Genomic DNA, 24916 nt, shown 5'->3' on the forward strand with positions numbered 1-24916 from the left:
TAACTGTTCGTCAGTCTCAAAATGGGAACTGGAATGATATGGACCTGGCAAAGAGATGGGGAGGCTGATGGGATCAGATCAGATCTTCCGCGTAGGCCCTTGCTCTGGTGTAGGCGTGGGGCCCCTCGAAGGTCTCAAGGAGGGCCTCCCCGTCGCTGACCGCCATCAGCGGCCCCCTCTGGTGCACGGTGAAGACCAGTTCATAGAGATCGATCTCCTCGACCAGCACCCCCTCACCCAGGGCAGAGGCCGGCTGCAGGATCAACCGTTCCTGGATCAATTCTTCAGGGATCTGTCGGAAGTAGTAGTAGAAGGTCTGATAGGCGTTCAGGTGATCTGATACGAGCAACTCGTCCCGCATCGCAGGGTCCAGGTCTTCAAGGGCCTCTGCAATACAGACCACGTCATCCTCGCAGTCTGCGAATATATCGTCAGCCGTCATCTCAAGCAGGGTCTCGTGGTCCACCATCTTTTCTTCTTCCGGTTGATCTTCATCCGTGTCTGGTTCGTTTGGGTTCATCAGCACCATCCATTCACACCTGGTAGTGGTAAGGATTAACTCTTCCTCCTGATCTGTATCCGCCTGGTTCTGGATTGTCCCCTTTTATCAGGTTGGATGTTCCACGTACCTCTGGGATTTGGATGACAGCAATCGATGTGAAGGGCTGGGTTGAAAAGGATGGTAACCGCCTCTCGATCAATGAGATAGAGGAACTGATCCGCACTGGCCCGGAACAGTTCTCAGAGTGCGGCGGAGAGTTTTTGGTTCGCTGGGACGACTGCGCCGCACGGGATCACTGGGGGATCATGCCGGGGGAGATCGATGCCGGGACGGTCACCTGCAAGGGGAATATCATGTGCAGGGTCGACCCCCCTGCCGACGCTTCTTCCCTGGAAGAGGCGATCGTCACCGCCGTCCGTCTCCGGAGCGATGAAGGAGTGACGGCCCTCTCCGGTGGCGTCGACTCGACCCTGGTTGCGGCCATCGCAGAGCGGCCGTGCGTCGCGGTTGGGGTCGAGGATTCGCATGACCTTGTCCGGGCCAGGCATGCAGCCGAGGCTCTGCACCTCTCCTGTGATTATGTTACGATCAAACCGGATGCGGTTGAAGAAGCGCTGGCAGCGGTGATCCCGGTGATCCCTGCCCGCGATCCGGTGAACATCTCGATCGCGGCCACGATGTACTTTGTCGCCTCCTATGCCCGGGAGAACGGGTATACCCGGATCCTGGCCGGGCAGGGGGCCGACGAACTCTTCGGCGGGTACTCCCGGTACCTGGTGAGCACCGACCTTGCGGCCACTTTCGCCGAGGATTTTAAGGGACTTGCCCTGCAGGGAGCCCGGGACCAGGCCGTTGCAGGCCTCTTCGGCGCCTACCTCTCGATGCCGTACCTGGATGTCCGGGTTGTGCGCGCTGCCGAGGCGATCAGTCCCTCTGACCGGGTCTCCGGCGGGATCCGGAAAAAACCGCTCAGAGAGGTTGCAGCACGGTATATTCCGGCAGAGATCGCAGATTACGATAAGAAGGCGATGCAGTATGGAACCGGGGTCTGGAAGGTGATCCAGCACCTCGCCCGTCACAATGGTTATAACAAGTCGGTACAAGGGTACTTAAATCACGTGGGGAGACTACACGATGGTGCTTGAAAGTGACGTAGAACAGATCGCTGCGCTGGCTGATCTGAGGATACCGGAGGACCGAATGGGCACTTTTACCACCCAGTTCAACAGGATCCTCGAATATTTCGATATACTGGACCAGGTCGACGGTGAGGGTGGATCGATGGACCGTGGGGTGAATGTGATGCGTGAGGATCTGATCGTGCCGTCCCTGACCTCAGAGGAGGTCCTCTCCAATGCAGGTGGACAGGAGGATGGATTCATCAGAGGACCGCGGGTGATGTGATGGCGGGTGAACAGGAGGACCAGTTCAACGCGTTCATCACCCGATGCACGACCGATAGGGATAAATCGGATCGGCAGAGGACCGGCCGGCTGGCCGGTCAGTACATCGCAGTCAAGGATAACATCACCACATCCGGGATCATGACCACCTGCGGTTCTGCGATCCTGAACGGATATATTCCCCCCTATGATGCGCATGTGATCACCAAAATAGTGAATGAAGGGGCGATCATCGCAGGGAAGACCAATATGGATGAGTTCGGGATGGGGACCACGACAGAGAACAGTGCTTTTGGGCCGACCAGGAATCCGGTGAACCCGGAACGGGTGCCCGGCGGTTCTTCCGGCGGCTCGGCAGCTGCGGTGGCGGCCGGTCTGGTGCCGATGGCGCTCGGGACCGATACCGGCGGCTCGATTCGATGTCCTGCTTCGTTCTGTGGAATCGTGGGGCTCAAACCCACCTATAGTCGGGTCTCCCGGTACGGGCTGATCGCCTATGCCAATTCGCTCGAACAGATCGGACCGATGGCACGGACCGTGACCGGGGTATCGGACCTGATGCAGGTGATCGCCGGGTATGATTCCCGGGACGCCACCTCCACCGATCATCCCTACCATCATACGCCCAGTGCAGATATCTCCGGAAAACGGATCGGGGTGCCGGAGGAGTTCTTCGGTACAGGGGTCGACGCCCACGTCGCCGAAACGGTCAGAAAGGCAATCGACCGGCTGGAGGCCGGCGGGGCTGAGATCGTCCCCTGCTCGATGAAGAGTATGGCCTATGCCCTGGCCGCCTATTATGTGATCTGTACCTCTGAGGCGAGTTCGAACCTGGCCAGGTATGACGGCGTCAGGTACGGCGTTCCGGTCGATACCACACCTCAGTGGCACGACGCCTTTCGGGCGGTGCGTGGCGAAAGGTTCGGTCCGGAAGTGCAGCGCCGGATCCTGCTCGGCACCTTCGCCCTCTCTGCAGGCTATTATGGAAAGTACTATGCCAAGGCGCAGATCGCCAGGCAGCAGGTCCGGGCAGACTTCGACCGGCTCTTTCAGGAGGTCGATCTCCTTGCCGGGCCGACGATGCCGACCGTGGCCTTCAGGCTCGGGGAGATGGCAGATCCGCTCTCGATGTACCTTGCGGACATCCTGACGGTGCCGGCGAACCTGGCCGGGGTGCCGGCGATCTCGGTGCCCTGCGGCACGGTCGACGGGATGCCGGTCGGTCTGCAGGTGATGGGGAGGCCGTTCGATGACGAAGGGGTCGTGGACGCTGCCTATGCCTACGAACAGGGGGCGATCTGATGGAGCAGGATACTCCGACCGGACAGGCCGTTTCGGCCTCTGAACGGGCGAAAGGGATGGTGATCATCGGGCTCGAGATCCACTGCCAGTTGAATACCGCCACCAAATTATTCTGCGGCTGTTCGACCGACTACCGTGACGACGGTCCGAACACGCACGTCTGCCCGGTCTGCCTCGGCCTTCCGGGGACGATGCCGGTGATCAATAAGAAAGCCGTGGAGTTCTCTCTGAAGGTTGCCAAGGCGTTCAACTGTGAGATCCCAGAAATCTGCGAGTTCTCACGGAAGAACTACTTCTATCCGGATCTCCCGAAGGGGTACCAGATCACCCAGTACGACAAACCTCTCGCCAACGGGGGATATGTCGAGATCGAGGGGGAAGACGGAGAGAAACGGGTCAGGCTGACCAGGATCCATATGGAAGAGGATCCAGGCCGGCTGGTCCACAAGGGCGGTGGCGATCGGGCCCGGTACACGCAGATCGACTACAATCGGTCCGGTGTACCGCTCATCGAGATCGTCACCGAACCGGATCTCCGCTCCCCCAAGGAGGCGCGGAGGCTGTTGAACAAACTCCGGGCCACCCTTGAATACCTGAACGTCTTCGACAGTGAGAAGGAGGGATCGCTCCGGGTGGATGCGAACATCTCGATCAAAGGGAGCGAGCGGGTCGAGGTGAAGAATATCACCTCATATAAGGGCGTCGAAAAGGCACTCACCTTTGAGATCACCAGGCAGCGGAATATCATCCGGCGCGGACAGCAGGTGGAGCGGGAGACCCGCCACTTTGTCGAGACCCGCGGGATCACCACGGCCGGCCGGACCAAGGTGCAGGAGAACGACTATCGTTACTTCCCAGAGCCCGACCTGACGCCGCTTGCGGTGCGGGGCTGGCTCAAGGAGATCGAACTCCCTGAGCTTCCCGATGCACGGCGTGAACGGTTCGTCCAGCAGTATGGGGTCTCGCTGAATCATGCACGGACCCTGACCGGCGACCTGAAACTCGCCGAATTCTATGAGCAGGTCGCCGGCCTTGATCCGGTCCTCTCCGCGACCTGGGTGGCCGACACGCTTCTTGGAGAACTGAACTATCGGAATGCTCTGATCGGGATCGTCGATCCGGGTCAGTTCATCGAACTGATCACACTGCTCAAGCAGGAGACGATCACCGAGAAGTCGTGTGTCGAGGTGCTCAGGACCATGCTCGACCAGCTGGTGGAGACGAAACAGTCCGAGTCTCCGAAGCAGATCGTCGAACGGCTGAACCTCGCCAAATCTGGCGGGGACGTCCTCTCGATCGCGATCAGCGAGGTGCTGGTCGAATGCCCGCAGGCGGTCCTCGACTATCAGAACGGGAAGAAAGGGGCCGGCAACTTCCTTGCCGGACAGGTGATGAAGAAGACACGGGGACGAGCAGATCCCAGGGAATTGAACAGGCTGCTTGCAGAAGCGATCGCTCTGCAGGAAGGGGTGACCGTTGCATCTGATAATCACTGAAAAGAACATTGCGGCTGACAGAATAGCCCATATCCTCGCAGGAAAGACCTACGTCGAGGTGAAGAAGGACGGGGGGGTCAGTACCTACTCGTTCAACGACACGGTCGTGGTCGGTCTTCGGGGGCACGTGGTGGAGGTGGACTTCGAGCCAGGATACACCAACTGGCGGAGCGAGGTGAACACTCCGAGATCCCTGATCTCGGCCAGGACCATCAAAGCGCCGACCGACAAGAAGATCGTCACGCTGATCCAGAAACTGACCAAAAAAGCCGACCATGTCACGATCGCGACTGATTTTGATACCGAGGGGGAACTGATCGGGAAGGAGACCTATGACCTCGTCAAGGCTGTCAAGCCGGATGTCAGGGTCGACCGGTCCCGGTTCAGTGCGATCACCGAGGAGGAGATCCAGACTGCGTTCGCTGCACCGGCCGAGCTTGATTTTGCTCTGGCTGCAGCCGGCGAGGCACGGCAACTGATCGATCTGATCTGGGGAGCCTCGCTCACCCGGTTCATCAGCCTGGCCGCCCACCGCGGCGGCAAGAACATCCTCTCTGTCGGCAGGGTTCAGAGCCCGACCCTTGCGATGATGGTCGACCGTGAGAAGGAGATCGAGGCGTTCGTGCCTGAACCCTACTGGGTGCTCACCGTCGATTCAAACAAGGACGGGGAGCCGGTGCTCGCCCGTCATACCACAGCACGGTTCACTGATGTGGCGATAGCAGAGGAGGCGAAAGAAGCCACCCGCGCCCCACTGATGGTGACCGAGGTGAAGGAGGGATCCAAGGTCGACCGTGCTCCGACTCCGTTCGATACCACAGGTTTCATCGTGGCCGCCGGCCGGCTCGGTTTCTCTGCCGCGAACGCGATGCGGATCGCAGAGGATCTGTACATGCACGGGTACATTTCGTATCCCCGTACAGACAACACCATCTATCCCAGGTCGCTCGATCTGAATGGCGTCCTCAAGACGCTGCAGAAGACCGAACTCTCGTCTGCTGTCATATGGGTTATGGCCAATCGGAGACCAGTGCCGACCCAGGGTAAGAAGTCCACCACCGACCACCCGCCAATCCACCCAAGTGGAGCGGCGACCAGGGCCGAACTCGGCGACGAGCGGTGGAAGATCTATGAACTGGTAGTCCGCCGGTTCCTCGCGACTCTCTCCCCTGATGCCCGCTGGATGACGATGAAGGTCCTCTTTACGGCTGGAAATGAGCCGTACACCACCACCGGAGCGACTCTGCTCGAGGCTGGATGGCGGACTGTCTACCCCTACAGCGATGCGACCGAACACCCGCTCCCGCGCTTTGCGGTCGGCGATAGCCTGCCGATCGAGCAGGTGAACCTCGACCGGAAGGAGACCCAGCCGCCGCCCCGGTACACCCAGAGCAGGCTGATCCAGCAGATGGAAGAACTCGGGCTCGGAACCAAGAGTACCCGGCACGAGGTGATCGGGAAACTGGTCGGCCGGAAATATATCGAAGGGAATCCGCTCAGGCCGACGCTGGTCGGACGGGCCGTGATCGAGTCGCTCGAAGACCATGCGGCTGCCATCACCCGACCGGACATGACCCAGACGATCGATGCACATATGCAGCAGATCAAAGAGCGGAAGCGGACACGCGATGATGTGGTGACCGAATCGCGGGCCATGCTGAACCGTGCGTTCGACGAACTGGAGGAGCACCAGAGTCAGATCGGTGAGGATATCATGGGGAGGACCGTCGAGGAGATGATCCTCGGCCCCTGTCCTGTCTGTGGGAGCGATCTCCGGATCCATCATATCCGGAACAGCAGCCAGTTCATCGGATGCACCCGGTATCCGGACTGCCGGTTCAACATCGGACTGCCCCTGACCCAGTGGGGATGGGCGATCAGGACCGATACGGTCTGCCCAACCCATCACCTGAACCATGTCAGGTTGATCGCCAAAGGGTCCAGGCCCTGGGATATCGGCTGCCCGCTCTGTCACCATATCGAATCCAATCAGGAGACGATGGTGCTGATCCCCTCGATGACCGAGGAGATACTCGGACGGTTGCAGCAGCATCACATCTATACCGTTCATGAAGTCGCCGATGCACCCCCTGAGGCGCTCGCCTCCGCGGCAGAGATTTCATCAACAGCGGCGGAACACCTGAAGTCTGAAGGAGAAGCGGTCCTTGGACTCCTCCGGCTCCGCTCAGAACTGCGAAAATTTGTCAGAAAGCAGGTTCCACCCCGGCGCGGCAGGAGTCATGCCAAGATCATGAAGCATCTCCATGCGAACGGTATCAATACGATCGCCGACCTCGCAAAGGCGGACCCGACCCTGCTTCGGACAGCAGGGGTCGGGGAGAAGGAGGTGACATCCCTCCTTATGCAGGCGAAGGAGTACTGCAACGACAAGACGTTGCGTGCCATCGGAGTGCCGGCGATCAGCCTCAAAAAGTACTATGCCGCAGGAATCCAGAGTCCCGAGGATTTCTGCAGGTATCATCCGGTCTATCTGAGTGTCAAGACCGGAATCAGTCCGGACACCACGTTCCGGCATGCAGAGATGGTCTGCATCGCCCAGAACAGACCGGTGCCCCGCAAAGTGACCAGGGCAATGCTCGAACGGGGGCGTGCCGAACTATTGACGATTCCCGGGCTTGGGGAGACGACGATCGAGAAGCTGTACAGCGGCGGCGTGATCGACGGCATGACCCTTGCCTCTGCAGATCCTGCGGCGCTGGCCAGCCATTCCGGGATCCCGCTCAAGAAGGTACAGGAATTTCAATCGCGGCTCCCTGGTTCCTCTCAGGCCAGTTGATCTGACAGGGTTTTGCCCACCCAGGACCGATCATTGAAAGTGGAAGTGGATCGAAGTATACAGTACCAGTGTGGATATCATGCAGAATCGATGGAAAGACTGGGTCCATGTGACCAAACTGGACCCTGACAAGTCCCTTCCCCCGGCGGTGATCGACGAGATCGCGACCAGCGGGACCGATGCGCTGATGCTATCGGGGACACTGAATGTGACGATAGAGAATCTCGGCCATCTCTTCAAACAGGTGGCCCAGTACGGCCTTCCGCTGGTCGTGGAGCCGGCGGGGCCTGAAGCGGTTCTCTGCGAAGGGATCGACCTGCTCTTCGTGCCGAGTGTGATGAACTCAAACAGTGTCCAGTGGATCGTTGGAAAACACCAGCAGTGGGCTCAACAAAGTTCGATCCGCTGGGATAAGGTCATACCTGAAGCGTATATCGTCCTGAATTCGTCCTCCTCGGTCGGAAAGGTGACCGGTGCCGACTGTGGACTGACTCCTGCAGAGGCGGCAGCGTACGCGTCGGTCGCCGACCATTACTTCCGCTTCCCGATTGTGTACGTCGAGTACAGCGGCATGTACGGCGACCCGAAGATGGTGAGGTCGATCGCCGAGGTCGTCGACCGCGCGATCCTGTATTATGGCGGCGGGATCTCGTCGGCAGATAAGGCCGCTGAGATGGGCAGATGGGCCGACACGATCGTGGTTGGAAATGCGGTCTATGACCTCGGTCCCGACGTGCTCCGGGCGACCGTCAAGGCAGTTCAGTAACCCATGCCAGAGGTACAGATCGTTCTGGTCGAGCCCCTGTATGAGGGGAATGTCGGTTCGGTCGCCAGGGTCATGAAGAACTTCGGGTTCTCGCGGCTGGTGCTGATCAACCCGTGCCCGCTCGGCAACGAGGCGAGGGCGAGGGCTTCCCATGCACAGGACCTGCTGGATTCGGCCAGGGTCTGTTCCCTTGAGGAGGTGTACGCAGAGAGTGCGCTCACCATCGCGACCACCGGAGAGTTGAGCAAGACCATCTGCAACCCGATGCGGATGCCGTACTATGAACCATCCGAGATCAGGTCAATGATCGCAGAGATCGACGGGACGATCTCGATCCTCTTCGGTCGCGAGAACTGGGGGCTGAACAACGGTGAGGTGGCGGCCAGCGACCTGATCTGCACCATCCCGACCTCGCCGGAGTACCCGATTCTGAACCTATCGCATGCGGTGGGGCTCGTCTGTTATGAACTCGCGCATCTCCCGCGCGGCATTTACCTGCTGGCGGATCGGTTCGAGATGACCTGCCTGTACGATCACATCTCGTCGTTCCTCGATCAGATCGATCATCCTCCCTATAAGCGCGAGGTGACGATGCTGACGATCCGGCGGCTGCTGGCCAGGACACAGATGACCCCCCGCGAGGTCTCGACCCTGCACGGGCTTCTTCGTAGGACCGAATGGTACCTGAACGGGGGCCAGCAGGTTTTTTCTGAAGAGGCACCGGCGGACTTCACCGACCCGGGAACAGAATAACTCTTCTACTCTTCTTCACCAATAACTAATTGAATGATTCTCGTCGACTGGCAGATTATGGACCGGATCAGCCGCGGGCAGATCAAGGTCGAACCGTTTGAACCCGGCCTTATCCAGCCGAATTCGCTCGATATCAGGCTTGGCGATCACTTTGTCTGGTATGTTCCGGGCGACCGCGTCATCGATCCGTATGATAAAGAGAGCGTGACCGCTGAGGTGGAGGAGATGAACGCGAACGAGGTGATCCTCTATCCGGGTCAGTTCATGCTCGCCGAGACCAAGGAGGTGCTCTCCCTCCCCGACAATGTCGTCGCAAGTATCGAAGGAAAGAGCAGCATCGCCCGGCTCGGGATTGAACTTCACCAGACCGGCGGCTGGATCGATGCAGGGTTCATCGGTTCGATCACCCTGGAGATGTGCAATGTCAATCAGCGGCCGGTGAAGATGTATGCCGGGATGCCGATCGGGCAGCTGGTCTTCTATACCACAGAGCGGGCAGAGCAGCCGTATAACCTGAAGCAGGATGCGAAGTACCAGGGGCAGCGACAGGCCACCCTCTCGCGGTACCATGAAAACCAGCGGTTCATTCAGTGAATATATACCGCATGAGTTCCCATATTATAACGATTATTTTTCCTGGTGAGAGTGAAATATGCGACTTCTCCTGATACATTCTGATTATATCGAATACGAGGCGCAGAAGAAGACCAAGATGGCAGAGGCCGACCCGGTTCCTAAGGACGGGATGACCGAGGCCCTGACTGTCTTCACTGCTGTCGAGGCGGTGGACGAGGAGGATATCGATGACGTGGTGGCACAGTCGGTGGCAGAGATCGAGAAGACTGCAACCCAGCTTGCGGTGAAGAATCTGCTGATCTATCCGTATGCTCATCTCTCTTCAGATCTCTCATCCCCGGAGGCGGCGGTGGCCGCGCTCAGCGCGATCGAGAGGAGACTGAATGAGACCGGTCGATATGAGGTGAAGAGGGCTCCATTCGGCTGGTACAAGAAGTTCAAACTCTCATGCAAGGGGCACCCGCTCTCCGAGCTCTCCAAGACGATCGTTCCGGGCGCCGGGGCTGCGGTCAAGGAGAAGAAGGAGGTCACCCACGAGTTCTTTGTGATGACCCCCGACGGCGAACGCCACGAGACCGGCGAGTTCCTCGAAGGCAGATTCGGTGCGCTGGTGAAGAAGGAGATCGGAATCGCCGAGCCTGTCGGCGGCGAACCGATCCATGTCGACCTGATGCGGTCAAAGGAACTGGTCGACTATGAGCCGGCCAGCGATGTCGGAAACCTCCGCTGGTTGCCCCGCGGGAAGATCGTCCGGGACCTGCTGGCAGATTATGTGCTGCATATGGTCCTCGAGTATGGTGGTTCTCCGGTGGAGACGCCGGTGATGTACGATCTCGGCGACAAGGCGATCTATGAGCATGCCGACAAGTTCGGGGAACGGCAGTACCGGTTCAAGAGCGGAAACCGGAACATGATGCTCCGGTTTGCAGCCTGTTTCGGGATGTTCTCGATCATGCGGGACATGCACATCTCCCCGAACACCCTTCCGATCAAGATGTACGAACTCTCCACCTACTCGTTCCGGCATGAACAGCGTGGCGAGGTGATCGGACTCAAACGGCTCCGTGCGTTTACGATGCCCGACATGCACAGCCTCTGCCTCGATATGGAGGGGGCGCTGCATTGCTTTGAGGAGCAGCTCCGGCTCGGCTGGAAGTCGGGAGAGGACTTCGAGACAGAACTGGTCGGGGTCTTCCGGTGTACCAGGGGGTTCTATGAGAAGTATGAAAACTGGGTGAAGAGTATCGTCGCCGAGTCACGGGTGCCGATGTTGATCGAGATCCTCAGCGACCGGGTCCATTACTGGATCGCCAAGGTCGACCTGGCTGCGATCGACGGGCAGGGACGGCCGATCGAGAACCCGACGGTTCAGATCGATGTCGAGTCCTCGACCCGGTTCGACATCAAGTATCACCTGGATGGAGAGGTCGTCCACCCTCCAATCCTCCACTGTTCGCCGACCGGTTCGATCGAGCGGGTGATTTGCGCCCTCCTTGAGAACACCGCCAACCAGTCGGTCCCTCAGCTTCCGGCCTGGCTTGCACCGACGCAGGTACGGCTGATCCCGGTTGCCGAGCGGCACACGTCATTCGCTGACGAACTCTGCACTCGTCTGAACAAGGCACAGATCCGGACAGACCTTGACGACCGCGAAGAGAGCGTCGGCAAGAAGGTCCGGGAGGCCGGCATGGACTGGGTCCCCTATGTGATCGTGATCGGGGATGCTGAGATGGAGACGGGAAAACTGACGGTCACCATCCGGAAGCTCTCTGAGCCGAGGGTTCCGCACAAGGAACAGCTGGACGTTGAGGAACTGATCACGCTGGTCAGGACCAGCACCGATGGGATGCCGTTCCGCCCGCTCTATACGACGCGCAACCTCTCCAAGAAGCCCCGGTATATCTGAATAAATCGGATATCATCCTTTTTTTACCACAGATATATTCCAGGAAGTGTACTGTTTAAGGCCAGGTTAAGTATGCAGTCGCCTCACTGGATATTTTGTGGAGTGGATCTTTTATTTCCGATGTATCAGGCGCATACTCTGGAAAAAATGAAGAGTCCTTTGATTTTTGGTGAGTTTTTACCCCTGGACTGTGCCGTTGACGAGTATAATCTTTCTGACTTGGTGGGTTCACGATTCCATCCTATGTCGATTCTTTTTAGTTTGGACAATGTATGCAAATTTTTGGACATTGGATTACTTTTGAAGAATGGATGTAAAAATTAAATAGCATTGGATAATAGTCGGGTATACCTGGATGAGTTCAGATTTCATTCATGATAAGATCTGAAACCATCTGGAAAAAAGATCGAATGAAAACGAAAAAATGGATGTAAGGATATGCGTGATCCGTCTGTGAATCTTCTTGTTGAATACCTGATTGAAGGAGACAGGAAGAGAAGTCTCAGTGAAGCAAAAAGACTCCTTGATGCCCATGTAGAACGGGAAAAAATCATCATAGACGGGGTAGAAATGGCGATGAAGCGGCTGGAGACCAAGTGTACCATCGAACAGTTCAATCTGCTTGAGATTATGATCGCCGGTCGCGCTGCCATGGAGGTGGTAAATTACCTGTACCCACCGGACAGTCCCCGGCACAATACAGAGGGAACAGTCGTCATCGGGACCCCGGAAGGTGATGTACATGACCTTGGGAAAAATATCCTCAAAATGGTTTTGACCGCAGAGGGATACCAGGTTGTCGATTGTGGCAAAGATTGTCCTCTCGATCTGATGGCTGATGCCGTTAAGCGAGAGGGCGCTCTTGCGATCTGTATAAGCGGCCTGATAACCCCTATGATTCCGCTTGTGAGGCAGATGAAAACCAAACTGGCCGAGCGGGGAATGATGAATGTCAAAGTTATTGCGGGGGGTGCAGCGTTACGGCAAGCCACTGCAAAAAGTTTAAATGTCGATTTTGTCGCCGATACGGCCTTCGATGTATCGGGGTATCTCAAAGAGACGGCTGGGGAGAATGATGAACAGCATTGAACGCATCGTGTCAACGCTGAATTTTGAAAAACCAGACCGGGTGCCGGTGATCGCACAGGTCTTCGGTCATGCGGCAACAGTAGCCGGCATGAATCTTGGTGAGTATATCAGGGATGGCGAACTGCTTGCACGGGGTCAGATCAGGGCCCTGGATCGGTACGGCTATGATGCAGTCTTTGCCCTGATGGACACGTCCGTGGAGACCGAAGCAGCTGGATCTGTCCTGACTTATTTTAAAAATAAATATCCTATCGTCAAATCGTATGCTCTCTCGCAGGACACTGATCCGGACAACCTATCAGTACCGGATCCGCACCAGGCCGGGCGTATGCCGGCTCTCTTAAACGCCGCAGGGATCCTGCGGGAGGAGATCGGTGACGAGGTGCTGGTTGTCGGCTGTGTGCTGGGGCCTCTAACCCTGGCAACCCAGCTGCTCGGTATTGAACAGGCTCTCTATCTGGCAATCGATGATCCTGAACAGTTTGGCCGTGTGCTGGATTTCGCGACAGACGTCGTTATCCGATTTGGTACAGCGCAGATCGAAGCGGGAGTGCATCTACCAGTGGTTTTTGATCCATCAGCTTCACCAGCTGTGATCCCCCCCATGTTCTTTTACGAGTTTGAGGTGCCACGGCTTACACGGTTATTCTCATCCTTAAAAGAACATGGCGCGGTAGCAAACTGGCTGCATATCGCCGGGTCTGTCGGCTCTATCCTTCCGTTTTACCCGGAAGCCGGCGTTGATATTGCAAATTTCGATTACTCTGTCAACCCGCTGGATGCTCAGGAAGCACTTCCCAGAACCGTTCTTGATGGTAACATCAGGCCATGGTCCTTTGTGGAGGCACCACCTGAAGAGATCACACGTGAATCGTCCCGACTCATGGACAGGTTCGCGCACCGTGGGGGTTTTATCCTGTCGTCAGGGTGTGAGATTCCCCTGGAGTCCCGACAGGAGAATGTGATGGCCCTGGTCATGGCTGCCCGCACGAGGGGCTAGTCGTGCCAGTGCTGACGGTTCGTCTCGAAGATCGGGTAGTAGATACCCATTTTGTCGCTGGCCAGTCTCTACGAGAAATTCTGGATTCAACTGATATACGGGTACGTGCCGGGTGTAATGGGAGCGGGGCATGCGGTTTATGCCGCATTCGGATCGAATCGGGAAACGTCCATAAGCCGACAGAAATAGAACGTTCTATCCTTGACAGTTCCCTGCGTGCACAGGGGGTTCGTCTCGCCTGCCAGGTAAAACCGGAAAAAAATCTACAGATCAGGATCCTTGATCGGGCCCCTCGATCAAATTGGAGAAATCTACCGGAGACGAAAGGGTGTTGTATCGCACAACAACCTTTCTTCCCCTTAAGAGATTTTTCCCGCAGAGAAACAACTCTGTATGGCGTGGCAGTGGACCTCGGCACCACGCACATCAACATCTCACTCTATAACCTTGTAGCAGGCAAACGGTTGGCAGGACGAGTTGGCCAAAATCCGCAGATGGATTCCGGTTCTGATATAATGACACGTCTCGTTGTCGCGTCCGGGTCGATCGAACAGGCTAACAGGTTGAGCAGGCAGGTAAGAGAGGCAATTGGTGAAGCACTGCAGGATATTGCATCCCGCGATGGAATCAATCTTTTACAGGTGGTCCGGTTTTCCCTCGTAGGAAATACAGCCATGCTGGCGTTACTCTCCGGACGAAATTATGATCTCCTCATTACGCCCGGCCACTGGGCAGGAGATATTGAGTGCTTGCCACAAGATCCCGGGGCCTGGGCGGCCGAATGGGAGATTGACCCTGATGCAGCGATAGAGATCCTGCCACCACTTGCCGGTTTTGTGGGTTCTGATCTGCTGGCAGGCGTGCTTGCAACGCACCTGACCGACAGCAGAGAGAAGAGCCTCTTCATTGATTTCGGTACCAATTCTGAAATGGGTGTTTGGGATGGAGAGGTGCTGTGGGTTACATCGGCTGCCGGAGGACCTGCATTTGAGAGCAATGGTTTTACGTGCGGGATGCCGGCTGAACCCGGGGCGGTCTACCGGGTACGCTTCAGGGATGAAACACTGTCTCTCTCTATTATTGCCGGGGATGATCTCCGGGGGCTGTGCGGTTCGGGAATCATCGATCTCATAGCAGGTCTTGTTGAACGGGGGATAGTAACAGAAAAAGGTCAGTTTGCACCTGAATATTCAGATGAGGGGTTTGTTGTTTCAAAACATGATCCACGGATCGTCCTGAAAAAATCAGATGTCGATCTATTTCAGCGTGCCAAGGCCGCAATAGGGACCGGTATCCAGGTTCTGCTGGAAAAAGGAGGTATGGATCCTTCAGATATAGAGCACATTTATATCGGCGGAATTTTTGGTCACTTTCTGGATATAAAAAATGCTCAGAAGATCGGGCTGTTGCCCATGATAGCTCCCGATAGGATCCATCTATGCGGAAACACCGCATTGAAAGGATGCGAGATGGCTCTCCTTTCATCTCAGGCTGTCGACAAACTGAAACATATACGCAGAATCGCACGTTTTATCAACCTTTCAGAGTGTCGTAATTTTGATGATATCTATTTAGAGAATCTCTACCTCCAGCCATTTTGGGGGATGAACCATGACTAAAAAACCATTTCGTAATACCCAGGAATATTTTCATGCCTTTATCAGGACTGCGCAATACATCCCTAACCTGACAACACGACAGGATATTCTGAGTGAAACCGGCAGTGTCTTAGTCAACTTCTTCGGTGCAGATCTTATTGGATTCTTTGAACCGGGAAAAGACGGCGAGATTGAAGGCCATCACTGGGTTTTACCGGAAGGTATGCCGGGTACTGCACTCCTGACCAGGGAAACAGAAATGATCGTTACTGGAGTCCTGGAAACAGGATTTCTTGCTGCACAACAGATAGATATAACGGAACCATATGCAACTGTTTTTTTACCGATCCTATGGGAGAATCAGACTGCAGCAGTCATGCTGATAGGCCACCGGACATCCGATCCCATTCCAAAAGAATTGCTCAATATCTATCTTGCAGTTGCAGGCCTCGTGACCAATGCACTTGCCGGTGCCTACAAGGGATTTAAAAATATCAAAGCGAGAAAACGTGCGGAGGAGAGTCTGGAGTATGAGAGAAAGCAACTGCTTTCGCTTTTTAACAGTATTGATGAGATCATCTATGTCTCCGACCTGTATACCTATGAAGTACTGTACATGAACGATGCATTCCTGCGATTACTCAAAAAGGATGCAGTTGGTGGACTCTGTTATCAGGAACTTCAGGGACTGGATCATCCCTGTGAATTCTGCACAAATGAGATCCTTTTAAAAAACAGGGATAAACCCTATCGGTGGGAATACCATAACCCCTTCATCAATAGGGATTTTGAGATCGTCGATCGGGTTATTACCTGGCCGGATGGGCGGGATGTACGATTTGAATTTGCCAAGGATATCACCGAGCGGAAAGTGGCGGAGGACGCACTCCTTGTTAAGAACCAGATCTTCGAGACCACTGTAGAAGGTGTATCTCTGATCCGGACCTGCGACGAGGTGATCGTTTATACCAATTCAAAATTTGAAAAGATGTTTGGTTATGAAAAAGGAGAGTTAATCGGGAACCATGTATCAGTGGTCAATGCTCCTAACGATGAAATGAGTCCCAGGAGTTCTGCAGAAGAGATCATGAAAGCCCTCGATGAAATGGGTAAATGGAGAGGGGAAGTAAAAAACATCAGAAAAGATGACACCATAGTCTGGTGTTCTGTCGTCGTCTCCACGTTTGAACATCCTGATTTTGGAAGTGTCTGGATTTCTGCTCATACTGACATCACCGAGCGTAAGCAGGCTGAAGAGGCTGTTCAGACTGCTGTAAAATTAAACCAGTTGATCGATACGATGTCGGTCAGTGAATGCATGAGTTTTACTCTCGATGAAGCAGAACGACTGACCTCAAGCAGGATCGGCTTTTTTCATTTCGTCGATCCGGATGAACAGATGCTCCACCTGGTCACCTGGTCGACAGAAACCCGAAAACACTGCTCTATCCCTGAGGAACACGAGCAGAACTATCCGGTTTCCAAAGCCGGCGTCTGGGTAGATTGTCTCCGTGAGCGTAAACCGGTTATCCACAATGATTACATCAGCCTCCCCCACAAAAAAGGCCTGTCTAAAGCCCATATTCCCGTGACCCGGGAACTGGTTGTTCCGATTTTCGATGAGGATACCATTGTCGCAATCATCGGTGTGGGCAACAAAACGACAGATTATGATGAGATGGACATCGACGTGCTGACCCTTCTTGCAAGCAACGTATGGACGTTGATCCAGCGCAAGCGGGCGGAAGAGGCCCTCAAAGAGAGCGAGCAGAAATTCCGCGAGATCTTCAATAATGTCAATGATGGAATTGAACTTTACGAGTTCAGGAGTGACGATCTTCCCGGGAACTACCTGGAAGTGAACGACGTCACCTGCCGGATGCTCCAGTATTCCCGGGAAGAACTCCTTCATCATAGCCCACTCGATTTTATTACAGATTCACACAAATCCTCTTTGAGCGATATCAGGAAAGAATTAGTCACCCTCGGACTTTCACAGTTTGAAACGGAATATCGGAGAAGAGACGGAACGATAGTTCCCGTTGAAATAAACGCTCATATCGTTGTCCTCCACGAAAAAAATATGCTCCTCTCCGTTGTCCGGGATATCACCGAACGGAAGAAAATCGAGGAAGAAGAACGGTTGACACGCGAGCGGTTCGAGATGCTATTGAAGGTTTCCGAGATGCAGGATGCCAGCGAAACGGACTTATCCGAATATGTCATGGAAGTTGCCTGCCGAATGACTGGCAGCACGTTCGCATTCATTGGGATTATGACATCTGACGAATCGGTGATGGATCTCATTTCGTGGTCGAGGTCAACCATGCTGGACTGCAAGGTTGCCGTATCGCCGATTCATTTCCCGGTACAAAGAGCCGGCATATGGGCGGATGCAATACGGACGCACAAGCCGAAGATCGTCAATCATTATTCTGCACCTCATCCGGGCAAAAAAGGGTTACCCGTGGGACATGTCAGGATCACGCGGTTCCTCTCGCTCCCGATACTTGTCAATGGGAAGGTCGTTTTGGTTGTAGCGGTTGCCAACAAACTGTCAGATTACGATGAAGCCGATGTCACCCGATTGACACTCATGATGCAGGGTGTGTGGGGCAATCTCCAAAAAAGGAGATCAGATGAAGCACTCAAGATGAGCGAGGAGAAGTTTCGTGACATATTCAACAATACCTCTGATGCGATGCATCTTCATCTGATCGGGGACGCCGGGTCACCCGGCAGATTCACCGATATCAACGATGTTGCCTGCCGGATGATTGGATATACCCGGGAAGAGATGCTTGCAAAAACCCCGCTCGAAATCGCAGTTGACTATTACAACCCTTCCCTGGAAAAAAATATTGAAGAACAACGAACCATTGAAAGTGCAAGATTTGAAACGGAGTATCGGACAAAGGATGGAATGCTCATCCCTGTCGAAGTCAACACCCATGTTGTCACCATTCTGGGAAAAAAATTGATGCTCGGGACTGCCCGGGATATCTCTGAGCGGAAACGGGTTGAAGAGGCCCTGCAACTGGTCAATAAGAAGCTGAACCTGCTCTCAAGCATCACCCGTCATGATATCAACAACCAGATCTTCGCCTTGAAGGCATTCCTTGAACTCTCAAAAGAATCTCTTGATGATTTCACCATGACTTCGGAGTGTCTCTGCAAGGCGGAGCGAGCTGCAAATGCCATTGAACGTCAGATAGCCTTCACGAAGGAGTATCAGGATCTGGGGGTACATGCACCGGTCTGGCAGAGTGTGGATGCAAGTATTACTAAAGCGCTGACTGTGTTGCCCATGCGGGACGTCCGGATTGCTTCGGAGGTCAACGATCTCGAAGTGTTTGCTGATCCGCTTTTTGAGAAGGTGTTTTATAATCTGATCGATAATGCCCTGAAATACGGCGGGCAGAGGATGACTGTGATTCGGGTCTCCTCACAAAAATCCAAAAGAGGACTGGTTATTTCTGTTGAGAATGATGGGGTAGGTATTTCAGCAGAGGATAAAAAACGCCTCTTCGAGCGGGGCTTCGGGCACAATACCGGCCTGGGTCTCTTCCTCTCCCGCGAGATCCTTGCAATTACTGGCATCACGATTACTGAAGCCGGTGAATCCGGTCAGTGTGCGAGGTTTGAGATGATCGTGCCGAAAGGAGGGTATCGATTTGTGTCCGAGGCATAAATATACCGACACCAGTGGAAGGTTGGTATTCCCCATTCCTTCATCATCGGCCAGGGGCTCATGCCGGTTCCGCCGGGCGCTCCGTCGATGGTGAGCAGGTCGATCTTCGCCTCAGAACCATACCGGAGGACCATCGCCAGTTCTCTGACAGAGTAGGCCCCGGTCTTGAGGGTGACCCGTTATCTGGACAAGGATCTCGCCGAGGCCCTTGTGGAACTTCCTGTAGATCTCGATCCGGCGGTCCATCTCCGGGGATCTCTGGACCTTGCCGTTGTTATCCCGGACCAGGCCGGGGTCGATACCGCAGACGTTCTCTCCACAGACGAGGGTGATGACGGAGATGGCAGCCCCGATGGCACCGTGCTCCCAGTTGGCCCGTGCGATCTCGGTCGATCCGAGGGCGCCGGTCGACCTGCTTTTGCATTTCTGATGATCCCCTCTAAGGAATCCTTTAATCATTCAGTTCATTGAAGGCAAAAATGGGTGAATTGGATTAAACTGGTCGTTCCCCATCGTTCTCTCTTCTCTTGATGATGAACCGCTGGATCAGCCAGACTATGACCCCGGCGAGGAAACCGATCGTCACTGACGTGGCCGCCGATACGATTCCGGTGACAAGGGTCGTCGGGAGGGCATTGGTCTTCAGACCGGATCGACCGAGATCGATCGCAACGAAGAAGAGGAGCGAGCCGAGGAGGCCGACCGGGAAGAGGGTGACGACTCCATGATCGGCAGAGAAGATCGCGATGACGATCAATACCCCCCCGGCAATGTAGTTGGCGATGGAGGTACTGGCCCCGAACCGGTACAGGGCCGCGACCCCTCCTGCCCCGTGGCAGACCGGGATCCCACCGAGCGGGGCTGATATCAGGTTCATGATCCCAAGAGAGGTGGAGACCCGGGCGGGGGAGACCCTGGTCTTGAAGAGATCCCCGGTGATGAGGACGACGGCTGCTATCGAGTTGGTCAGGGTCTGGATCATCTGGGGGACCACCATGGATCCGGCTGCAGCGGGCCAGTCCCCAATTCCGGGTATCGTCAACCCCTGGGGGAACGGAAATCCCCAGGCCGGCAGCCCGTGCAGGCTGATTCCCAGCGCTACCCCGATGACGAGGACTGCAATCGCTGACAGGTCAGGGAGGCGGCTGAACCGGTGTGCCATGATGAAGAAGAGGATGATCCCCACTCCGATGATCGCAAGGTAGGGGTCCGGGATTGCGTACTGGAATCCGGAACGGACGAGCAGGAGTGCAAGTCCGAGCTGGATCCCCCGGGTTACCGGTTCTGGAATGCGTTCGACGATGACAGAGATCCAGCCGGATATACCGAGTGAGAGGAAGAGGAACCCGAGGATCAGGCCGGCAGCGGCCATCGTTCCCCTGTCGGCCTGGCCGGCGATGACGAGCACGGCGATGACCTTCATCGGTTCGACCGGGATGGGGGTCTTGTAGACGACGCCGGCGAAGAGATGCCAGAGGCCGAGGAGGAGGAGAACCGGACCGGCAGGTGCTCCGGTGGCGAGAATCATGCCGAACGTGAGCGGAAGGATGGTCCCGAAGTCGCCGAGGGATCCTGAGATCTCGGAGAGGGCATGATGAAAGGTGATGGAACGAGTCATGTTTATCGCGGCGACCCGGAGGTCACTCCATACAGGCGATCGCCGCCCCCAGCGCTCCGGTTATCTGGGGTTCCGGCGGCACCACCAGGTCAAGCCTGAGTTCCTTCTCCAGCGCTGCCTTCACTCCGCTGTTCTTCGCCACCCCTCCGACGAAGACCACCCGGCCGTTCAGGTGTACCTGCCGTGCCATCACCGCCACTCGTTCTGCTATCCCCCTGATCAGGCCGGCAGCGATATCCTCCCGGGTACTGCCCTGGGCCCGGAGCGAGATCACTTCGGACTCGGCAAAGACGGTGCAAGTACTGCTGATCGCGACAGGGCTGGTGGACGCCCGGGCCAGGTCACCCAGGTCCTGGAGCGGTACCTCGAGCGCCCGGGCCGTATATTCGAGGAACTTTCCAGTCCCTGCAGCACATCGGTCGTTCATCAGAAAGTCCAGGACCTTGCCGGCCCTCACCTGGATCACCTTGCTGTCCTGGCCGCCGATATCGATGATCCCGTCTGCATCCGGCATCAGGGCCGCGACCCCCCGCGCATGTGCAGTGATCTCGCTGACGGTCCTATCAGCACAGGTCACGGTCTTTCTGCCGTACCCGGTGGCACAGATCCGCTCCACCGCCCTTTCCTGCAGATTTACCTCAGCAAGGATGCCGCCGAGGACTGCCCGGATCGCTTCCCGAAAATCAAATCCTGTCGGTCCAACCCGATAGGCCAGCAGGTCGCCGTCATCCAAAAGTACCACCTTGGTGGTCGCGGCCCCGGCGTCGATGCCGGCGACGATCACTGGATCATCTCCAGAAATGCTTCCACTCTGACCCCGATCTGCTCCTTATCTGCGTCTCCATAGTCTGTCTCGATGGCGAGCATCGGCACTCCCACCTCTTTGAGGGCCTGCTGCACCCGGTGCCGTTCGGTGTTGTACCCCTGGCAGTTCTGGAGCGTGGCATAGACCACCCCGTCAACCGAGTACTGCCGGACGAGGTCGAGGATATGCTCGATCCGTCTGTCATTGGGGGTCATGCAGGCGCAGGGGATCTGCAGGTAGCGTTCGGCCAGCGCCACCAGTGGATCTCGCTCCTCGTTCTCATCGACCAGGTGCCAGAACGCCCGGGTCCCGGTACAGCTCTCCTCAACGACGATCACCCCGCCCCGTTCCTCAACGATCTCAGGTACTTTCTGGTTCCCTGCGGTCACCGGACAGCCCGAGAAGAGGATCCTGGGTCGTTTCACCGTCCTCTCCTGATTGGTCCCCTGCAGCGCCTCCAGCCTGGTGACGAGGGTTTCAAGCCGGCGTCTGAACTCCGTAGGATGGAGTTGAAACTGTCGCTGCATCATCCGGATCACTGCCACTCCCCCTATCGGTGGGGGATTCTGCTGGCGGAGGGTAAAGAGGCGCATCAGCAGGCGTCGTGTTCGGTTGGCATTCCGGATCTCCCTCCACAATGCTTCATCCGTCACCTGGTTGCCGGTCAGTTCCTCCATCACCCTGCGGAATTTCTGCAGTTCGCTGGTGAAGTAGAGGAGGGCCCCCGGGGTGTCGGGCTTCTGGGGCAGGTCGATCATATGAGTTGGTACCAGGTCGGCCAGCAGTTCGAACATCTTCTTCTTGCCGTCGCAGGTCGTCTCTCCGATCACCAGATCGATGAGGGCGACGTGCGGGCAGGCCGCTGTTTGGGGGTCATCCCTGGTGATGATGGATCCGAACGAGGACCTGATCAGCGGGCAGAGGGAGCGAGGGAGAAATTCATCTGCCGCTGGGATGAGGGCATTGCTGCCGCCACAGAGGATCATCCGATCGGCGCCTGCAGCATAGATGATCTCGTCGGGGACATACAGGCAGAACGTTCCGACGATCTTCGTCCCGGCCTTCCTCTCCCTGGTGAGGGCGGTGATGCGGGCCGGATACGCATCAGTGAAGCGATCCGGATCTGATGCTGACGAAAGCATGGTGCCAGTATTTCTACACCTGTGGTTTTATTCCCTTGCTTCCATCAGTTCCAACCCTGAGGAAAAAAGATCGGAATGCTGAAATAATTACGCGCTGCAACCAAGAGCGTATGAACTGGAAGATAATCGCAATCCTGCTCCTTTCACTGGCTGTCATGATGATGGGTGCCGGATGTACAACGACCCCAACGGTAAATAATACGACAACAACGACGACCGTCCCGGCCACAACCGCCGGGCTGGCTTCTGCCACCGGGTTATCTGCAGCGGCCACCACGGTGGCGGCAGCCACCGGTGGCGACAACTCACTGACTCCAGGGCCAACCCAGGCGATGCCGAAGGGGAATGATGTCTTTGTGCAGGTGAATCAGAAAGATCCGATCGATCACTCGATCACGGTGATCTATAACGGTGGTGCCGGCATGAACTCGGTCACCGGATGTACCGTCCATCTGATCCGCTCGGACGGGACTGACGAGACCAAATCGCTGACCACGCAGACTGGCTCTGAATTGACCTTCAAGGGGACTAAAAACCCTGACAGGATTGTCGTCACGGTCACTACCAACTCCGGGCAGACCTATACGATCATCGATCAGATGTCTGCCCTGGCTCCCCGATAATCTTCTTTTTTGTGATACTCATCATTCTTGACGAGTGGTTTGGAATCATTCGGTTTTTCCCAATAATCTCTTCTTGCAGATCAGAACAGGAAGAGATCAGAGAATCGAACGCTGCTGATGGCGGACCTTCCAGGTGAGGAGGATTCCCTCCTCCATCCTGAGGACATCTGCCAGATCGAGTCCGACAAAGTCCTGGGCCGCGAGAAAACCCTCGCCGTCTGCGAGAGTCGGGGCATCCTTTCCGCCGATCACCATATTCCCAATGAAGGTCTGGATCTCGTCGACCAGGTCTTCTTTGATGAGTGACCAGATCAGGGTGCCTCCTCCTTCAACCATCAGCCGGCGCACACCCCTGGCATGCAGCGCATCGAGGAGGGCGGGGAGATCGACCGATTCAGTACCGGTCGTGATCACATCGGCCTTTTCACGAAGCAGTTCCCGGTTCTTCTCATCTGCCTCTCCTGCGACCGCGACGATCCGCTGTCCAGACCCTTTATTCAGGATCGCAGCCTCTATAGGGGTTCTCCCCCGGCTGTCGACGACCACCCTGATCGGATTCTCGTCTTCACCCCGCGCGGCCCGGCCGGCCTTCAACTCAGGATCCTTGACGGTCAGGGAGGGATCATCGGCGAGGACTGTGCCGATGCCGACCATGATTGCATCGCTCCCTGCTTTGATCTGGTCGACCCGCCGAAAGTCGATGGATCCTGAGATCTTCACCTGTCGACGTTCACGGGTGGAGAGTTTGCCATCTGCACTCATCGCCACATTCACAAAGACATAGGGGCGCATAAAGTAGTGTTGGAAGTGGGTGGTTATCAGATCTCTGGCTATCCAGTGGTGATAAAAAAAGTATCTGGGCAATTATTGCCGAAACCCTGTCCTTTTTTTCTCATTAGTGAATACAGGATACCATATCAGATATTCACAATTGTGATTAATACGTGCCCGGGTGGCAGAGAGGCTATGCGTCTGACCGCAGATCGGAGAAGGTGAGTTCAATTCTCATCCCGGGCTTTCTTTCACTTTATGTTATATCCTCCCTTTGGAAGACGATAAGGAGCAAGTATATGGATATAGCAGTATTCACTACAATTATGGGGAAGCAGCAGTGACGCTCAGCACAGATGAACGATCCCGATATGGTCGGCAGATGCTGATCTTCGATGAAGACGGGCAGGAGCGACTGAAGCAGGCGACGATCGTAATCGCAGGCGCTGGAGGTCTCGGTTCACCGGTGGCAGTGTACTGTGCGGCTGCAGGTATTGGCAGGATCGTGTTGATCGATAAGGATACTGTCGACCTCTCCAATCTGAACCGGCAGATTCTCCATTCGACTCCGGATATCGGGAGGAGGAAGGTCATCTCTGCAGAGGAGAAACTGCAGGCCCTGAATCCGGATATTGAGGTTGTGGCGATCCACGAGACGATCGATGCCGGGAACATCGGGGATCTGGTCGGGGATGCCGATGGGATCGTCGACGCGATGGATAACTACCCGATCCGGTTCCTGCTGAATCAGACCGCCCTGAGCAAAGGGATCCCCCTTTTTCATGGTGCGATCAGAGGATTCCATGGCCAGGCAACCACGATCGTTCCCGGGGAGACCCCCTGCCTCTCCTGTATCTTTCCCCATGCCCCTCCAAAGGAGGTCTTTCCGGTGGTCGGCGTGACTCCCGGGATCATCGGAATGATCCAGGCAGGCGAGGTGATCAAGTACCTGACCGGGACCGGAACTCTGCTCGCCGGAAGGTTGCTGCTCTGGGACGGTCTCAATAGCCGGACCGAGGAGATCACCGTCGCGGCAAACCCACACTGCGAGGTCTGCGGTTCACCGCAGAAGGAGTAA

At 56.0% G+C, this 24916-nt stretch carries 22 protein-coding genes, 1 tRNA gene and 1 pseudogene; 17 read left to right on the forward strand and 7 right to left on the reverse strand.

Annotated elements, in window-relative coordinates; translation table 11 throughout:
• Positions 1 to 73: 73 nt before the first annotated feature.
• Positions 74 to 469 (reverse strand): hypothetical protein, encoded by a 396-nt coding sequence (locus MPAL_RS06490; RefSeq protein WP_048145768.1) that lies wholly within the window; start codon positions 467 to 469, stop codon positions 74 to 76.
• 173 nt (positions 470 to 642) lie between these two features.
• Between MPAL_RS06490 and MPAL_RS06495 the strand changes: the two genes are divergently transcribed.
• The 14 genes and pseudogenes from MPAL_RS06495 (at position 643) to MPAL_RS14385 (ending at position 18879) form a co-directional block, all read left to right on the forward strand.
• Positions 643 to 1647: an asparagine synthase C-terminal domain-containing protein gene (locus tag MPAL_RS06495; protein WP_012617948.1), complete on the forward strand. Its 1005-nt coding sequence runs from the start codon at positions 643 to 645 to the stop codon at positions 1645 to 1647.
• Entirely contained in the window at positions 1637 to 1906 is a 270-nt protein-coding gene (gene gatC / locus MPAL_RS06500; RefSeq protein ID WP_012617949.1) for an Asp-tRNA(Asn)/Glu-tRNA(Gln) amidotransferase subunit GatC, read from the forward strand. Before MPAL_RS06495 ends, gatC begins: the two co-directional genes overlap by 11 nt.
• Positions 1906 to 3207, forward strand: coding sequence for an Asp-tRNA(Asn)/Glu-tRNA(Gln) amidotransferase subunit GatA (gene gatA / locus MPAL_RS06505; RefSeq protein ID WP_012617950.1), 1302 nt, complete (start codon positions 1906 to 1908; stop codon positions 3205 to 3207). The genes gatC and gatA overlap by 1 nt, the downstream gene beginning before the upstream one ends.
• Positions 3207 to 4703, forward strand: coding sequence for an Asp-tRNA(Asn)/Glu-tRNA(Gln) amidotransferase subunit GatB (gatB, locus tag MPAL_RS06510; protein ID WP_012617951.1), 1497 nt, complete (start codon positions 3207 to 3209; stop codon positions 4701 to 4703). The genes gatA and gatB overlap by 1 nt, the downstream gene beginning before the upstream one ends.
• The gene (locus MPAL_RS06515; RefSeq protein WP_012617952.1) at positions 4684 to 7500 is read left to right on the forward strand and encodes a DNA topoisomerase I; all 2817 of its coding nucleotides are present in this window, start codon (positions 4684 to 4686) and stop codon (positions 7498 to 7500) included. The genes gatB and MPAL_RS06515 overlap by 20 nt, the downstream gene beginning before the upstream one ends.
• 79 nt (positions 7501 to 7579) lie before the next feature.
• The gene (locus MPAL_RS06520; protein ID WP_012617953.1) at positions 7580 to 8266 is read left to right on the forward strand and encodes a phosphoglycerol geranylgeranyltransferase; all 687 of its coding nucleotides are present in this window, start codon (positions 7580 to 7582) and stop codon (positions 8264 to 8266) included.
• Positions 8267 to 8269: 3 nt separating this feature from the next.
• Positions 8270 to 9019: an RNA methyltransferase gene (locus tag MPAL_RS06525; RefSeq protein ID WP_012617954.1), complete on the forward strand. Its 750-nt coding sequence runs from the start codon at positions 8270 to 8272 to the stop codon at positions 9017 to 9019.
• A gap of 33 nt (positions 9020 to 9052) precedes the next feature.
• Complete coding sequence (dcd, locus tag MPAL_RS06530) at positions 9053 to 9613, forward strand: dCTP deaminase (RefSeq protein ID WP_012617955.1); 561 nt, start codon at positions 9053 to 9055, stop codon at positions 9611 to 9613.
• 58 nt (positions 9614 to 9671) lie between these two features.
• On the forward strand, positions 9672 to 11501 hold the full coding sequence (locus MPAL_RS06535) for a threonine--tRNA ligase (RefSeq protein ID WP_012617956.1): 1830 nt from the start codon (positions 9672 to 9674) through the stop codon (positions 11499 to 11501).
• A gap of 438 nt (positions 11502 to 11939) precedes the next feature.
• Positions 11940 to 12590, forward strand: coding sequence for a cobalamin B12-binding domain-containing protein (locus tag MPAL_RS06545; RefSeq protein ID WP_012617957.1), 651 nt, complete (start codon positions 11940 to 11942; stop codon positions 12588 to 12590).
• Entirely contained in the window at positions 12574 to 13590 is a 1017-nt protein-coding gene (locus MPAL_RS06550; protein ID WP_201763867.1) for a uroporphyrinogen decarboxylase family protein, read from the forward strand. The genes MPAL_RS06545 and MPAL_RS06550 overlap by 17 nt, the downstream gene beginning before the upstream one ends.
• 8 nt (positions 13591 to 13598) lie before the next feature.
• Positions 13599 to 13832, forward strand: a pseudogene (locus tag MPAL_RS17505) (2Fe-2S iron-sulfur cluster-binding protein); the annotation flags it as partial.
• 156 nt (positions 13833 to 13988) lie between these two features.
• On the forward strand, positions 13989 to 15209 hold the full coding sequence (locus MPAL_RS06555; protein ID WP_236610450.1) for an ASKHA domain-containing protein: 1221 nt from the start codon (positions 13989 to 13991) through the stop codon (positions 15207 to 15209).
• Positions 15210 to 15564: 355 nt separating this feature from the next.
• Positions 15565 to 18879, forward strand: a complete 3315-nt coding sequence (locus tag MPAL_RS14385) for a PAS domain S-box protein (protein WP_158303640.1) — start codon at positions 15565 to 15567, stop codon at positions 18877 to 18879.
• Here MPAL_RS14385 and MPAL_RS17510 read toward each other — a convergent pair.
• From MPAL_RS17510 to MPAL_RS06580, 5 genes are read right to left on the reverse strand one after another with little or no spacing between them, the layout of a single operon-like run.
• Positions 18816 to 19013 carry a glutamate synthase-related protein gene (locus tag MPAL_RS17510; RefSeq protein WP_394295842.1) on the reverse strand — a complete coding sequence of 66 codons (198 nt, stop codon included), beginning with the start codon at positions 19011 to 19013 and terminating at the stop codon, positions 18816 to 18818. The genes MPAL_RS14385 and MPAL_RS17510 overlap by 64 nt on opposite strands.
• On the reverse strand, positions 18991 to 19338 hold the full coding sequence (locus MPAL_RS06565; RefSeq protein WP_048145233.1) for a hypothetical protein: 348 nt from the start codon (positions 19336 to 19338) through the stop codon (positions 18991 to 18993). Before MPAL_RS06565 ends, MPAL_RS17510 begins: the two co-directional genes overlap by 23 nt.
• Before the next feature lie 34 nt (positions 19339 to 19372).
• Entirely contained in the window at positions 19373 to 20497 is a 1125-nt protein-coding gene (locus MPAL_RS06570) for a putative sulfate/molybdate transporter (protein WP_012617961.1), read from the reverse strand.
• A gap of 22 nt (positions 20498 to 20519) precedes the next feature.
• Positions 20520 to 21281, reverse strand: coding sequence for an acyl-CoA dehydratase activase (locus MPAL_RS06575; protein ID WP_012617962.1), 762 nt, complete (start codon positions 21279 to 21281; stop codon positions 20520 to 20522).
• A complete protein-coding gene (locus MPAL_RS06580) occupies positions 21278 to 22444 on the reverse strand; it encodes a double-cubane-cluster-containing anaerobic reductase (protein ID WP_012617963.1) in 1167 nt (388 codons plus the stop codon). The genes MPAL_RS06575 and MPAL_RS06580 overlap by 4 nt, the downstream gene beginning before the upstream one ends.
• Positions 22445 to 22554: 110 nt before the next feature.
• On the opposite strand from MPAL_RS06580, the gene MPAL_RS14390 reads away from it, so the two are divergent.
• Positions 22555 to 23067, forward strand: coding sequence for a hypothetical protein (locus tag MPAL_RS14390; protein ID WP_012617964.1), 513 nt, complete (start codon positions 22555 to 22557; stop codon positions 23065 to 23067).
• 96 nt (positions 23068 to 23163) lie between these two features.
• Here the strand turns inward: MPAL_RS14390 and MPAL_RS06590 are convergent, their stop codons facing one another.
• Entirely contained in the window at positions 23164 to 23859 is a 696-nt protein-coding gene (locus MPAL_RS06590; RefSeq protein WP_012617965.1) for a 2,5-diamino-6-(ribosylamino)-4(3H)-pyrimidinone 5'-phosphate reductase, read from the reverse strand.
• A gap of 154 nt (positions 23860 to 24013) precedes the next feature.
• Between MPAL_RS06590 and MPAL_RS06595 the strand changes: the two genes are divergently transcribed.
• Both MPAL_RS06595 and MPAL_RS06600 read left to right on the forward strand, forming a co-directional pair.
• A tRNA-Cys gene (locus MPAL_RS06595) sits at positions 24014 to 24084 on the forward strand.
• 136 nt (positions 24085 to 24220) lie between these two features.
• Positions 24221 to 24916, forward strand: coding sequence for a HesA/MoeB/ThiF family protein (locus tag MPAL_RS06600; RefSeq protein WP_012617966.1), 696 nt, complete (start codon positions 24221 to 24223; stop codon positions 24914 to 24916).

Origin of the sequence: Methanosphaerula palustris E1-9c (genome assembly GCF_000021965.1) — an archaeon.
In the GTDB taxonomy this organism is placed as follows: Archaea; Halobacteriota; Methanomicrobia; order Methanomicrobiales; family Methanospirillaceae; genus Methanosphaerula; species Methanosphaerula palustris.

Coding starts and splice junctions, on each gene's coding strand:
- MPAL_RS06495 (WP_012617948.1), top strand. CDS start 643: ATGACAGCAATCGATGTGAAGGGCTGGGTTGAAAAGGATGGTAACCGC.
- MPAL_RS17510 (WP_394295842.1), bottom strand. CDS start 19,013: ATGGTCCTCCGGTATGGTTCTGAGGCGAAGATCGACCTGCTCACCATC.
- MPAL_RS14390 (WP_012617964.1), top strand. CDS start 22,555: ATGAACTGGAAGATAATCGCAATCCTGCTCCTTTCACTGGCTGTCATG.
- gatA (WP_012617950.1), top strand. CDS start 1,906: ATGGCGGGTGAACAGGAGGACCAGTTCAACGCGTTCATCACCCGATGC.
- gatC (WP_012617949.1), top strand. CDS start 1,637: ATGGTGCTTGAAAGTGACGTAGAACAGATCGCTGCGCTGGCTGATCTG.
- MPAL_RS06545 (WP_012617957.1), top strand. CDS start 11,940: ATGCGTGATCCGTCTGTGAATCTTCTTGTTGAATACCTGATTGAAGGA.
- MPAL_RS06580 (WP_012617963.1), bottom strand. CDS start 22,444: ATGCTTTCGTCAGCATCAGATCCGGATCGCTTCACTGATGCGTATCCG.
- MPAL_RS06525 (WP_012617954.1), top strand. CDS start 8,270: ATGCCAGAGGTACAGATCGTTCTGGTCGAGCCCCTGTATGAGGGGAAT.
- MPAL_RS06550 (WP_201763867.1), top strand. CDS start 12,574: ATGATGAACAGCATTGAACGCATCGTGTCAACGCTGAATTTTGAAAAA.
- MPAL_RS06490 (WP_048145768.1), bottom strand. CDS start 469: ATGGTGGACCACGAGACCCTGCTTGAGATGACGGCTGACGATATATTC.
- MPAL_RS06600 (WP_012617966.1), top strand. CDS start 24,221: ATGCTGATCTTCGATGAAGACGGGCAGGAGCGACTGAAGCAGGCGACG.
- MPAL_RS14385 (WP_158303640.1), top strand. CDS start 15,565: ATGCTGATAGGCCACCGGACATCCGATCCCATTCCAAAAGAATTGCTC.
- MPAL_RS06590 (WP_012617965.1), bottom strand. CDS start 23,859: ATGCGCCCCTATGTCTTTGTGAATGTGGCGATGAGTGCAGATGGCAAA.
- dcd (WP_012617955.1), top strand. CDS start 9,053: ATGATTCTCGTCGACTGGCAGATTATGGACCGGATCAGCCGCGGGCAG.
- MPAL_RS06520 (WP_012617953.1), top strand. CDS start 7,580: ATGCAGAATCGATGGAAAGACTGGGTCCATGTGACCAAACTGGACCCT.
- MPAL_RS06570 (WP_012617961.1), bottom strand. CDS start 20,497: ATGACTCGTTCCATCACCTTTCATCATGCCCTCTCCGAGATCTCAGGA.
- MPAL_RS06565 (WP_048145233.1), bottom strand. CDS start 19,338: ATGATTAAAGGATTCCTTAGAGGGGATCATCAGAAATGCAAAAGCAGG.
- gatB (WP_012617951.1), top strand. CDS start 3,207: ATGGAGCAGGATACTCCGACCGGACAGGCCGTTTCGGCCTCTGAACGG.
- MPAL_RS06535 (WP_012617956.1), top strand. CDS start 9,672: ATGCGACTTCTCCTGATACATTCTGATTATATCGAATACGAGGCGCAG.